Origin of the sequence: Acinetobacter oleivorans DR1 (assembly GCF_000196795.1) — a bacterium.
Classification (GTDB): Bacteria; Pseudomonadota; Gammaproteobacteria; order Pseudomonadales; family Moraxellaceae; genus Acinetobacter; species Acinetobacter oleivorans.
In genome coordinates this window covers 1,887,563-1,899,204 of the sequence record NC_014259.1, presented here as the reverse complement: position 1 = coordinate 1,899,204, position 11,642 = coordinate 1,887,563, and the positions used below count along the sequence as shown (strand labels likewise).

At 39.4% G+C, this 11,642-nt stretch carries 12 protein-coding genes; 7 read left to right on the top strand and 5 right to left on the bottom strand.

Annotation, left to right across the window (positions count from 1 at the left end; genetic code table 11):
* Window positions 1-60 precede the first annotated feature (60 nt).
* From AOLE_RS08950 to AOLE_RS08935, 4 genes are all read left to right on the top strand, one after another.
* Window positions 61-630, top strand: a complete 570-nt coding sequence (locus AOLE_RS08950) for a TetR/AcrR family transcriptional regulator (RefSeq protein WP_013197746.1) — start codon at window positions 61-63, stop codon at window positions 628-630.
* 140 nt (window positions 631-770) lie between these two features.
* Entirely contained in the window at window positions 771-1,790 is a 1,020-nt protein-coding gene (locus AOLE_RS08945; protein ID WP_013197745.1) for an MBL fold metallo-hydrolase, read from the top strand.
* 187 nt (window positions 1,791-1,977) lie between these two features.
* Window positions 1,978-2,526 (top strand): RrF2 family transcriptional regulator, encoded by a 549-nt coding sequence (locus tag AOLE_RS08940; protein ID WP_023274223.1) that lies wholly within the window; start codon window positions 1,978-1,980, stop codon window positions 2,524-2,526.
* A 157-nt stretch (window positions 2,527-2,683) separates the two neighbouring features.
* Entirely contained in the window at window positions 2,684-3,889 is a 1,206-nt protein-coding gene (locus tag AOLE_RS08935; protein ID WP_013197743.1) for an NAD(P)/FAD-dependent oxidoreductase, read from the top strand.
* Between the two features lie 97 nt (window positions 3,890-3,986).
* On the opposite strand, the gene AOLE_RS08930 is transcribed toward AOLE_RS08935, so the two are convergent.
* Window positions 3,987-4,679, bottom strand: a complete 693-nt coding sequence (locus AOLE_RS08930) for a type 1 glutamine amidotransferase domain-containing protein (protein WP_013197742.1) — start codon at window positions 4,677-4,679, stop codon at window positions 3,987-3,989.
* A 156-nt stretch (window positions 4,680-4,835) separates the two neighbouring features.
* Here AOLE_RS08930 and AOLE_RS08925 point away from each other — a divergent pair, with 156 nt between their 5' ends.
* Window positions 4,836-5,252, top strand: coding sequence for a MerR family transcriptional regulator (locus tag AOLE_RS08925; RefSeq protein ID WP_013197741.1), 417 nt, complete (start codon window positions 4,836-4,838; stop codon window positions 5,250-5,252).
* A gap of 75 nt (window positions 5,253-5,327) precedes the next feature.
* Window positions 5,328-6,134, top strand: coding sequence for a type 1 glutamine amidotransferase domain-containing protein (locus AOLE_RS08920; RefSeq protein WP_013197740.1), 807 nt, complete (start codon window positions 5,328-5,330; stop codon window positions 6,132-6,134).
* Window positions 6,135-6,201: 67 nt separating this feature from the next.
* On the opposite strand, the gene AOLE_RS08915 is transcribed toward AOLE_RS08920, so the two are convergent.
* The 4 genes from AOLE_RS08915 to AOLE_RS08900 all read right to left on the bottom strand — a co-directional run bounded on the left by AOLE_RS08915 (window position 6,202) and on the right by AOLE_RS08900 (window position 10,289).
* Window positions 6,202-6,777 carry a dihydrofolate reductase family protein gene (locus AOLE_RS08915; protein ID WP_013197739.1) on the bottom strand — a complete coding sequence of 192 codons (576 nt, stop codon included), beginning with the start codon at window positions 6,775-6,777 and terminating at the stop codon, window positions 6,202-6,204.
* A gap of 201 nt (window positions 6,778-6,978) precedes the next feature.
* Window positions 6,979-8,046, bottom strand: a complete 1,068-nt coding sequence (locus AOLE_RS08910; RefSeq protein WP_013197738.1) for a saccharopine dehydrogenase family protein — start codon at window positions 8,044-8,046, stop codon at window positions 6,979-6,981.
* Window positions 8,047-8,061: 15 nt separating this feature from the next.
* Window positions 8,062-9,300, bottom strand: a complete 1,239-nt coding sequence (locus tag AOLE_RS08905; RefSeq protein WP_013197737.1) for an NADH:flavin oxidoreductase/NADH oxidase family protein — start codon at window positions 9,298-9,300, stop codon at window positions 8,062-8,064.
* 158 nt (window positions 9,301-9,458) lie between these two features.
* On the bottom strand, window positions 9,459-10,289 hold the full coding sequence (locus AOLE_RS08900) for an alpha/beta fold hydrolase (protein ID WP_013197736.1): 831 nt from the start codon (window positions 10,287-10,289) through the stop codon (window positions 9,459-9,461).
* Window positions 10,290-10,617: 328 nt separating this feature from the next.
* On the opposite strand from AOLE_RS08900, the gene AOLE_RS08895 reads away from it, so the two are divergent.
* Window positions 10,618-11,514: an acetoacetate decarboxylase family protein gene (locus AOLE_RS08895; protein WP_013197735.1), complete on the top strand. Its 897-nt coding sequence runs from the start codon at window positions 10,618-10,620 to the stop codon at window positions 11,512-11,514.
* Window positions 11,515-11,642: the final 128 nt, after the last annotated feature.

Genomic DNA, 11,642 nt, shown 5'->3' with positions numbered 1-11,642 from the left:
TCTTGCTGTCTTGCTATTTTTATGTATGATTGAGTAATCACTCAATTAATGTGTTTGTATATGGCTCGTCCACGCAGTGAAGATAAACGTAATGCAATTTTAAGTGCTGCTATTGAAACATTAGCAGAGCTTGGTGAGCGTGCGTCTACCTCAAAAATTGCAAAAGTCGCTGGTGTCGCGGAAGGTACTTTATTTACCTATTTTAGCAATAAAGAAGAACTGCTGAACCAGTTATATCTTTCACTAAAGGCTGAACTACGTCAGGTCATGATGCTTGGTTACCCTGATCACTCCGATTTGCAAACACAAATGTCTCATATTTGGCAAAGCTATTTGGACTGGAGTTTAGAAGCTCCACTCAAACGCAAAGTCATGGCACAGCTTTCAACCTCTGAACAAATTACCGAGCAAAGCAAACAAATTGGCATGCAAACCTTTTGTGACCTCACCCAAAATATTCAAGAACGTATTAATGATGGCAAATTAAGAGATTATCCACCGTTATTTATTGCTTCAATTTTAGGTGCGCTTGCAGAAGTTACACTTAATTTTATTGCTCAAGACCCTTCTCAAACCGAGCTTTATCGTAAATCTGGTTTTGAAGCGTTTTGGCATGCAGTTTCAATTTAGATAAAAGTTAAGGATGCGCGGCGTCCTTATTTTTAAACGAATTAATGAGTGAGCAAATACTCATTTAAATAAATCAAAATAAGCACTTAGCCCAAGTTCTTATTTGCACATATAGGTTTGTTCCAATAAGGAAAAACAAGATGACTATTTCAAACACAACAGACTTGCCTTCTCCCTTAATGCCATCTCAACAGCACAATGGCAAATTTAGAAATACGCGTCCCAATCAACACAAGCCTTCTTTTGGCAAAACACTTCAGCTCATGTGGAAGTTTTTATTTAACAAACCAAAAGACACCGTTCCAAACAAAGAAATTCCTATTTTAAGTTTGTCGAAAGAGCAGTTATTAAGTGCACCCGATCGCTCTCTATTTCGTTTGGGCCACTCAACTATCTTACTAAAACTGCAAAATGAATTTTGGTTAACCGACCCAGTTTTTTCAGAGCGTGCATCACCTTTTCAATGGCTTGGGCCAAAACGTTTCCACCAACCACCGATTAGCATTGCGGACTTACCACCCATTAAAGGCGTGATTTTGTCGCATAACCACTACGACCACCTCGACTATCATGCTGTTATGCAACTTAACGATAAAGTTGAGCATTTCTTAACACCACTTGGTGTCGGTAACACACTCATTAAATGGGGAATTCCAGCAGAAAAAATTCAACAACTTGATTGGTGGGATACTACCCATGTAGATGGACTAAAATTGGTGGCTACCCCTGCTCATCATTTTTCAGGCCGTGGTATGGGCGATAGTAATGCGACCCTTTGGGCTTCGTGGGTAATTATTGATAATGACTTACGTGTATTTTTCAGCGGTGACACAGGCTATTTCGATGGATTTAAAGAGATTGGACATCGTTATGGCCCATTTGATCTGACCATGTTAGAAACTGGTGCTTATGACCCTGAATGGCCCGATGTTCATATGCAACCAGAGCAAACGTTACAAGCACATATCGATTTAAAAGGTCGTCATTTGTTACCTGTACACAACGGTACTTTTGATTTGGCACTTCATGCTTGGGATGACCCGTTTGAACGTATTGTCGGTTTGGCTAAGCAAAAAGATTTGGGCATTAGCACACCACAAATGGGCGAAATCCTAAATCTGAATGAGCCAAATATAGAAAATTATTGGTGGCGTTCGTAAGTTTTTCGATATTTTTTAAATTATTTATTTCTCTTTAAAGGTATTTAAATTCAGATATATAACGTCAATTTTCCTTATTTGCATTCTCTTTAAATAAAACTAGGACTAACTTTGTCTTAGTTTTATTGTTGACTTAAAACACAGACTCTATTAGTCTGTGTTTGTAATTGATCAATTATGAAATTAAATGGCTTATATCACTAGTAGCGTCGAGTATGCGATTCACTGTCTTCTTTTTCTTGTGAACAATGAAGATAAACCCTTGAGTAGTAAGGATCTTGCCGAATTACAAGGAGTCTCTCCGAGTTTTATGGCCAAGATTTTTCCTAAACTTGAAAAGGCAGGTCTTGTTATTGCTCAAGAAGGTGTTCGTGGTGGGTATTTACTCGCTCGATCCGCTCATGAAATCAGTTTTTTAGATATCGTGAATGCAATCGAAGGTGAAAAACCGCTTTTTGAGTGCCAAGAAGTTCGTGGGAAATGTGCGGTCTTTAATCATGCCCCGCCAGATTGGGCAACCGGTGGTGTGTGTGCAGTGCATGCGGTCATGCTACAGGCCGAAAAAGCCATGCGAGATGCGCTAGGTGCTCATACACTTGGCGATATTGCAGACCGTTTTGGCCGTTATGCACCCGACGTATTTTTTAGCGATGTAAATGGCTGGATCAATGATCGCATTGAAGCAAGAACAGCAAAAATGCGGAAAAATAAAATATCGCGGGACACCCCCGACTAACGAGCTGATAGGGCCTCAAACCCTAAGCTAAAACTCCACTAATCGTTTTAAACGCCTTCTCAGATTTTTCGGACAATCAGAGAAAGGATTCGCTCACCCTAAATTTTGTGATGAGCTGGAATGTGTTGTCCGAAAAATCTATCAAAAGGATAATCAAATGAGTAAGCGTATTATTATTGCTGGTTCTGGCTTTGCTGGTTTATGGGCTGCACTTGCTGCACAAAGAGCAATTTACTTAGCGTCGCAAGAACAAAATATTGAAGTAGTGATGGTTTCCCCTAGCCCGAATGTTGATATTCGTCCTCGTCTTTATGAAGCTGTACTAGAAAACATGAACCCTGATATTTCAGATTTATTAAGTGTGGTTGGGGTTAAATTTCTAGCAGGTTGGGTAAATAAAATTGATGTCGACCAACAGGCAATTGAAGTTTCCACCACCGATGGCAGCAAACAAACCTTAAGCTATGACCGTTTTATTCTGGCAACCGGAAGTACTACGTTTATGCCCCCAATACCGGGCCTTACCGAATATGGCTTTAGCGTAAGCACACTAGAAGATGCCGAAAAACTAGATCAACATCTTAAAAACTTAGCCCATAAACCTGCAAATGCAGCGCGTAACACCGTGGTCGTTGCAGGTGGTGGGCTTACTGGGCTAGAAACCGTTACCGAAATGCCTGAACGTCTGCGTAGCATTTTAGGCGAAACTGATATACGTGTTGTTTTAGTAGATTCCTCAACAGAAATTGGTGCAGCAATGGGTGACCAAGCTGCTACCGTTATTCGAGAAGCTCTTAGCGAGCTTGGTGTGGAAGGTAAAGCTGGACTACGAGTTACAGCACTAGATGCATCAGGGGTAACGCTTTCTAATGGCGAAAAAATCGAAACACAAACCGTGATCTGGACTGCGGGCATGCGAGCCAACTCGCTCACCTCTCAAGTTACTGGTGAAAAAGATAATTTAGGACGTATTTTAGGGGATGCTTATTTACATGCACCTGAAGCAAAAAATATTTTTGTCACTGGCGATACGGTAAAAGTTCCAACCGATGATTTAGGTAACTTTAACGTGATGTCTTGCCAACATGCCATGAGTCTAGGCCGTGTAGCGGGTTACAACGCTGCGGCAGAACTAGTTGATTTACCACTTCATCCATACAGTCAACCGAAGTATGTGACGTGTGTTGACTTAGGTCCTTGGGGCGCACTCTATAGCGAAGGTTGGGATCGTCAGGTTCAATTTGTGCGTGATGAAGCTAAAAAAATTAAACAAGAAATTAATACCATCTGGATTTATCCACCAGCCGCAGACCGCGAAGCAGTTTTTGCAATAGCTAACCCTGATTTTGTGATTGTTCCTTAAAGTTAGCCTTGCTAGATCACACCACTTTATTTAAACAGTCGAAAAGCAAAACCGTCACTGGTTTTGCTTTTCTAGTTTATATTTGAATCATTAACAATTATGACTTTTCTAGCTCTTCTACTATTGCTAAAGCCGTCTTTCTAGCTGAAAAAGGGTTTTGACCTGTAATTAACTTGCCGTCTTGAACGACATATGGAGCAAAAGGAATAAAAGCTTTTTCATAATGAGCGCCGTATTCTTTCGCTAACTCTTCGGCATTGTACGGCACTTTTTTTGCCACTCCGGCCAAGACCTCTTCACTCCAAGCAAAGCCCGTTAACTTCTTATCTTTTATCAGTCGCTCGCCATTTGAAAGTCGTACATTGAGCAAGCCACAATAGCCATGACAAACACTCGAAACGATGCCGCCATTTTCATAAATATTTTTGGTGATTTCTTGAAGTTCAGGGTTATCTAAAAAATCCCACATCACACCGTGACCACCTGTATAGTAAATCACGTCATAATCTTCCCAATGAATATCAGAAGGCTTAAATGTATTTGCCAGTAGCGTAATAAAAGCTTGATCTTTTTCTCTGTCTTTAACAGATTTATCAGCAACTAACGGCAAAAGTGACTTAGGTTCAATTGGAGTTTTTCCGCCATTTGGGCTAACAATATCTTGTATGTAACCTTGCTTTTCAAATTCATCATAGGCATGGGTGAGTTCGCTTAACCATAGCCCTGTTGGTTCATTAACATCCTTATAGCGTGAAACATTGGTGACGACGTGTAATATGCGTTTAGACATTTTCTCACCTCATTTTTCATATTTATAATTCTATTCTTTCATCTATCAAAGCATAGAAAGCTGTTACTGAAAGTGTGTGCTTGGTAAAGTTATGAACCTTGCTTTTAAGTGACTATAAGTCTAAAGTTAACTTGAATGTCAATAGAGTCTGTGGCCATGAATATTAGCGAGTTATCCAAATTAAGTGGTTTAAGCACCCCTACAATTCGTTATTACGAGCAAATCAAACTCTTACCTAAAGCAAAAAGAAAATCGAATGGCTATCGTGAATATACCGATAACGATTTGAAGCAACTTTCTTTAATTCAGCAAGCCCAACAAGTTGGGTTTTCCTTAGCTGAAATTAAAGCTTTTTTGCCTTCTAAAGTTGCCACTTGGAACCATGATGCCCTTATTCAAACAATTGAATTAAAAATTCAGGAAATAGAACTTTTAGAACAAAAGCTAAAGGTGAGTAAGCAAAACTTACGCACCATGATTGATGCGATCAACAACAAACCCGATGAAATTACCTGCGAGCAAAATGCAGAAAGGCTCATGACACTTTATTTCGACAAAGCAAGAACACCGTAATTTCTTCGAGACCTATTGACCTTAAAGTATGCTTTAAACATAAGATTGGCTACAGGTGATGAATGAGGACCTGTCATGTTTAAAGTTTGGAATTTTCAGCGTTGTTTAACCATTATTTTTGCCATTTTTTTGACTACACATGTGGTACATGCCGCTGAGTCAAATAAAGCTCAAAGCTTTACCAAAGCAAACGGAAAAATTTTAGTCGTAATGACCAATCACTCGGCTTACCCTTCCCGTTCGGATAAAACAGGACTTTGGCTGACTGAACTCACTCATTTTTACGATGTGGCCTTAGCTGCTGGTTATGAAATGGATTTTGTAAGTCCTTTAGGTGGTGAAGTTCCACTAGATGAACGTAGCCTAAAGTCCATTTACCTAGACAAATCAGCACATCAGCATTTAGCCGACCCAGCCTTTATGCAGCGGTTAAAAACAACATTAGCTCCAAATGTGATTAATCCTTCGCAATACAAAGCCATTTACTATACCGGTGGCCATGGAACCATGTGGGATTTCCCAACCAATAAAGCTTTGCAAAACATTAGTGAACAAATCTATCGCCAAGGTGGAGTCGTTTCAGCAGTATGTCATGGTGTGGGTGGTTTATTGCCTTTACAGGATGAAAATGGCAAACCCTTAATTGCAGGTAGAACCGTTACTGGTTTTGCAAATATTGAAGAAACACTTTCAGGTATTAAGTCTCAAGTTCCTTTTTCTCTACAAAATGGACTTATTGAACGTGGAGCAAAATACAAAGAAGCGTTTATTCCGTTTACTTCGTATGTGGTTTCGGACGATAGAATTATTACTGGACAAAACCCTCAGTCGAGTAAAGAAATTGCTGAAACAGTTGTTAAGCGTTTAAGCAGTATGCAATAAAGCTAAAAAGACGAATTATAGACCAGCACTGTAATTCGTCTTTTCCATACAAATATTATAGAAAAAATTAGCTTATCTTTTGATAGTGAAGACCGAGAGCTCCAGAAGCAAACGTTTTATTTTCAATAAGTTTAAGATTGGTCTTTTGCTGAATGCCTTGAAACAGTGGCAAGCCCTTACCAATCAGCACGGGCGAAACTGTAATTTTATATTCATCAATTAAATCAAGTTGCATCAAATAGTGCGCGAATCGAGGACTCCCCAGAATCACCATATCCTTACCCACTTGCTGTTTCAGCTTATTAATTTCTTCTTCGACATGGTCTTTTACAAGACGGGAATTATTCCATTCAACTGTATCTAAAGTAGTTGAAAAAACGATTTTCTCTGTTTTTTCAATCCACTCAGCATGATTGCGTTCATGCTCTGAAGCTTCTGGATTTGAAAGCATGGTTGGCCAGTAATTATGCATCATCTGGTAGGTCGCACGTCCCCAAATTACCGTATCGGCAGTGCTCAAAATTTCTTTGGCATGGTTTGCTAAATCGGCATCGTAAGCAATCCAGCCTATGTCCATTGCCCCATTTGGACCTTCGACAAAACTGTCAAGCGATGCATGTAGAAATAGTATGAGTTTTCTCATTATTCTCATTCCTTTGTTATGAAAAATATTTATCGCTTTTTAGTATATTCAATTTGAATTATTTCTTATGCAGTGTTTTGTTTTCTGTTTTTCTTTTTATCCATATTAAGCCGTATTTACTTGAAATATTTAAAAATAACCCGAATAAGAGTGACTCCTTATTCGGGACAATCTATAAACATACTGTTTTAATAAAAGCTTTTAATTAATAACCAATGGACCAGAACCCGGTAGCTCCGTCACTAACTTATAACCCATCAATTTTGCAGGTGTATATGTACCGCCTTTCACGGTATTTTTGAGTAAATAATTCACCACAGTCAGTGAGCCATTTACGGTAAGGCTATACGCATTTTCTGTTTGGATACGAGCAGTTTTGACTTCCCCACGCGTATTTCTTGCCTCACCCCAAACATAGGTAGGTACTTTCGCGCGGAGTTCCTCATTTGGCCCAACAACGGTTTTTTCAATACGCGACTTAATAAACTTCTGCACAGCATTAATTTTTAATACTGGGCGTAAATAGTTCATCATTTTCGCACCAAAAATCATTTTAGGAAACGCGGGTACAAACACTTCAATGTTTGGAATGCCTGTTGTATAGAATGCAGTAGATACGTCTCCCCAAGGAACACTCATAGCACTTTTTTTACCGTCACCAAAATCAATGGTCCGAACATAATGTGCTAATGGAACGGTAGTAATTTTTCCGTTTTTACGAATTTTTCCGCCTTCGGCCATGCCTTCTGTACTTGTTTTAGCAGTACCCGGTGAAAACCCTGTTCTAGAGTCAAAACCAAGTGCTAAATGGGTCGCATCTGGCAATGCTTCTTTCAGTGCCGCGGCAACACAATCTGTCGGAATCACATCGAAACCAACACCCGGACAAAGCACAATATCGGCTTTTTCAGCTTGGCTGTTCAGTGACTGTGCCAATTCAAATACAGAGATTTCACCCGTAATATCTAAATAGTGAGCGCCTGCTTTAATACACGCTTCCATCATGGGTTTTGATGTTGCTGAAAATGGCCCTGCACAGTGCATGACCAGTTTGAAGCCTTGGAGCTGCTCACTGACCGCATCTACGTTATCAAGCCCAAAAGCTTTATAATCGAGCCCCAACTCTTGAGCTAATGTTTCAACCTTAGCTTTGTTACGACCAGCCAAAGTTGGTTTTAGACCTTGGCGTACAGCTTCACGAGCGATTAACTCGCCCGTGTAGCCATTTGCTCCATAAATTATCCAGTTTGAATCGTTAGGATTTGTCATAACACAACTCACTTATTAAGAAGCAAATGTATAGTCACGCATACCTTTTTTGTATTGGCGGGTACGGCATGACATCGCTGATTGTTGCAAAATTAAAGCCCAAGCTGGTGAAACATTTGGTTTTGTTTTTTTACCAGCACTTAAATTACGTAACTGGAATTTCACCACTGCCATATTGGCAAGAGAAGCGAATGTTTTATTTTCCCAGGTAATTGGCTTGAGTTCAGGTGAAACATTTTTGCCTTGTTTCCAAGCATTTGGCAAATTAGGTTCAATCGCTAAAGCTGTGGCAATACCGACCATATCTACACCACTTTCAACTACTTGCTCTGCTACTTGTTTACGGCGTATGCCACCTGTCACCATAACAGGCATTTTGGCAACTTTACGAATCTTCTGTGCAAACTCTAAAAAGTAAGCTTCGCGAGCAAGTGTACGGCCATCACGCGCTTCACCCTGCATTGCTGGCGCTTCATAGCTACCGCCTGAAAGTTCAACCAAATCGACTGCATGTTCATTTAGCATTTTAACTACCTGGTGAGCATCTTCAGTGCTAAACCCACCACGTTGGAAATCGGCTGAGTTCAGTTTTACTGCAACAGTAAATTGAGGGGAAACCACTTTACGAACAGCTTCTACAATCTCAATTAAAATGCGAGCGCGGTTTTCTAAAGAACCACCCCAACGATCTTGGCGTTTATTGCTCAGTGGTGAAAGAAACTGGCTTAATAAATACCCATGCGCTGCATGAATTTCCACACCAGTAAATCCTGCTTTTTCACCTAATCGTGCCGTGTTTGCAAAACGCTGAATCACTTCTGTAATCATAGATTCAGTCATTTCGATTGGCGTATTAAAGCGATTGGACATTTTGCCGAGATCAAGTGAAATAGCCGATGGCGCCCAAGTCTGCTGACCAAGGTTCGCTTGCATTTGACGCCCCGGATGGTTAATTTGAAGCCAAATCTGAGCGCCTTTTGAACGACCAATTTGTGCCCATTTTTTAAAAGTATCTAGATGTTTTTCATCTTCAAGCACTACGCCGCCCGGTCCAGTCATCGCTCGGCGGTCTACCATCACATTTCCAGTAATGATTAGACCGACACCACCATTTGCCCAAGCTTGATATAAACGCATTAATTCTTCTGATGGTGCATGGTTTAAATCAGCCATGTTTTCTTCCATTGCTGCTTTAGCAATACGGTTAGGAACATATGAGCCATTTGGGAATACTAATTTTTCGAACACTTTCATTGGAATGACCTCATTCAGTATGGCTTTACTTTAAGATTAAAGCTAACTTTAATGTCAACACCTTTTCGCACCTCTACACTTAATTAATTGAATTTATTATTTTTATATAAAAAAAGAGGCACTTAATGTGCCTCTTTTTTAAAGTTTAAAGCTTTAAATTATTCGCGGATAAATGCCAATAAGTCAGCATTAATCACGTCATGATTTACAGTTAACATGCCGTGAGAAAAACCTGGGTAGATTTTGAGTTGGCTATTTTGGAGTAACTCAGCAGATTTCACACCAGAAGTTTTATAAGGTACGATCTGGTCGTCATCGCCATGCAACACCAAAACAGGAATGGTGATTTTCTTTAAATCTTCGGTGAAGTCAGTTTGTGAGAACGCCACAATACCATCGTAATGTGCTTTTGCACTGCCCGTCATACCCTGACGCCACCAGTTAGCAATGATACCTTCAGATGGCTTCGCATCTGGTCGGTTAAAACCATAGAACGGACCCGATGGTAAGTCTCGGAAAAATTGCGCACGGTTAGTGAGAACTTGATTTTGCAGGTCGTCAAAAACTTCTTTTGGTAAACCTTCAGGATTACTTTCAGTTTTAACCATTAGTGGTGGAACTGCACTGACAAGAACAGCTTTTGCAACGTTTTCTTGACCATGACGCGCAATATAGTGAGCAACTTCACCGCCACCTGTAGAGTGTCCAATATGAATTGCATTTTTAATATTCAGATGTTTGACCACTTCTGCAACATCATCTGCGTAGTGGTCCATATCGTGACCATCCCACACCTGACTTGAACGTCCATGGCCACGGCGGTCATGAGCAACTACACGAAAACCTTCTTTAAGGAAAAAAAGCAACTGTGTGTCCCAATCATCTGAACTTAAAGGCCAACCATGATGAAAAAATAAAACTTGGGCATCACGTGGTCCCCAATCTTTATAGAAAATTTCTACGCCATCTTTTGTGGTTACATAACCCATCTTTGTTCTCCTGGTGAAAAACCGCTTGTTGATTCGTTATAAAGATTTGAATATTTATACTAAGCTTAAAGTTAACTTTAAGGTCAACTATATTAATCATCTTTTAAAGATAAAATTTATATGAAGACGCTCATCAAGTTTGTATCTTTTTAATCTTTAATTGTTTTTATTTTATTTCTTTTAAATGTCAAAGATTTGACATATCAAAATTAAAGCCTTGACTTTAAAGTTAGCTTTAAACTTATAGTGACCACATTGGCTATTAATTAATACGTCTTGTTAAAGACAACGGTAGCTACTCGGTCAATTAATGTAAAGGTGAACTCCAATGAATATAAAACAACAATTTACTGAGGTTGAATTCGGGCAACAAAAAGTCAAAGTACCGAAAGGTGGTTATTATGACCGCTTTAGAATGAATCCTGACCTAGATGAAGTGGCTCAAGATCCAGCTGCTGGCAATATCGACTTTTTCCGTCATATTACTAAAAAAATTGTGGAATCCCGAGTAGGTCCTGTTTGGGCACCCAACTTTTATTATCGTAGTGCAAATGTACAACTACTCATGCTTGCTCCGATTAAGCAAATTAAAGCAAAACTTCCCGCTGCTTTAACGCCGTTACAACCATTTCCGGGCTATGGTTTGGTCGCCGTCACATTCTTTACCTATTCAGTTTGTGACAATGACCCTTATAACGAAGTATCGATTGCGATTATCGTACGTCAACCTAATGCTCGTGGGCCACATATCGTAGAGTTAATGAAATCGATGCGTCAACGTCATTTTTATGCCCATGTTTTAGCTTTGCCTGTTGATACTGAAATCGCCAGAGTACGTGGTGTATATGGTTACCAGCTACCAAAATGGTTAACTAAAATTGACGTCTCCATTAACTCAAAAGAAGTCCAAGCCAATATTTTTGATGTTAATGGAAAATTAGATTTAAGTTTAAAAACTGCTGTTCCTACTTTAAAACATGTCGATTCTGAAACGCATATTAATAAAGCAACCATGCTCCATGTAGTGGATGGAAAATGGCACCGAACAGACGTTCAATCTAATATTCTTTCTTTTTCACAAAAGCTTTTTCCAAAAAAAGTACAACTAGTGAAAAATGAGGGGCCTTTAACTACGTTGCTAAATGAATTAGGTGCTTCAAAAATTTTACGCTTAGATGTTATTGAGGATGCTCAGGTGGTGCTTAATTTGCCAGTTAAAATTTAGTAATGCTTTATTCAATAAAATTAGAGTAGTTAAACTAGATATATAAACCTATTTCTTGATTGTATTTTATACATCTAAAAGCCTACTAACTAAATAGTAGGCTAGTTTTCAATACATTATTACCAAAT

What these genes read in the sequence shown, in the direction of transcription:
- AOLE_RS08950 (WP_013197746.1), top strand. Translation starts at nt 61, where the DNA reads ATGGCTCGTCCACGCAGTGAAGATAAACGTAATGCAATTTTAAGTGCT.
- AOLE_RS08945 (WP_013197745.1), top strand. Translation starts at nt 771, where the DNA reads ATGACTATTTCAAACACAACAGACTTGCCTTCTCCCTTAATGCCATCT.
- AOLE_RS08940 (WP_023274223.1), top strand. Translation starts at nt 1,978, where the DNA reads ATGGCTTATATCACTAGTAGCGTCGAGTATGCGATTCACTGTCTTCTT.
- AOLE_RS08935 (WP_013197743.1), top strand. Translation starts at nt 2,684, where the DNA reads ATGAGTAAGCGTATTATTATTGCTGGTTCTGGCTTTGCTGGTTTATGG.
- AOLE_RS08930 (WP_013197742.1), bottom strand. Translation starts at nt 4,679, where the DNA reads ATGTCTAAACGCATATTACACGTCGTCACCAATGTTTCACGCTATAAG.
- AOLE_RS08925 (WP_013197741.1), top strand. Translation starts at nt 4,836, where the DNA reads ATGAATATTAGCGAGTTATCCAAATTAAGTGGTTTAAGCACCCCTACA.
- AOLE_RS08920 (WP_013197740.1), top strand. Translation starts at nt 5,328, where the DNA reads ATGTTTAAAGTTTGGAATTTTCAGCGTTGTTTAACCATTATTTTTGCC.
- AOLE_RS08915 (WP_013197739.1), bottom strand. Translation starts at nt 6,777, where the DNA reads ATGAGAAAACTCATACTATTTCTACATGCATCGCTTGACAGTTTTGTC.
- AOLE_RS08910 (WP_013197738.1), bottom strand. Translation starts at nt 8,046, where the DNA reads ATGACAAATCCTAACGATTCAAACTGGATAATTTATGGAGCAAATGGC.
- AOLE_RS08905 (WP_013197737.1), bottom strand. Translation starts at nt 9,300, where the DNA reads ATGAAAGTGTTCGAAAAATTAGTATTCCCAAATGGCTCATATGTTCCT.
- AOLE_RS08900 (WP_013197736.1), bottom strand. Translation starts at nt 10,289, where the DNA reads ATGGGTTATGTAACCACAAAAGATGGCGTAGAAATTTTCTATAAAGAT.
- AOLE_RS08895 (WP_013197735.1), top strand. Translation starts at nt 10,618, where the DNA reads ATGAATATAAAACAACAATTTACTGAGGTTGAATTCGGGCAACAAAAA.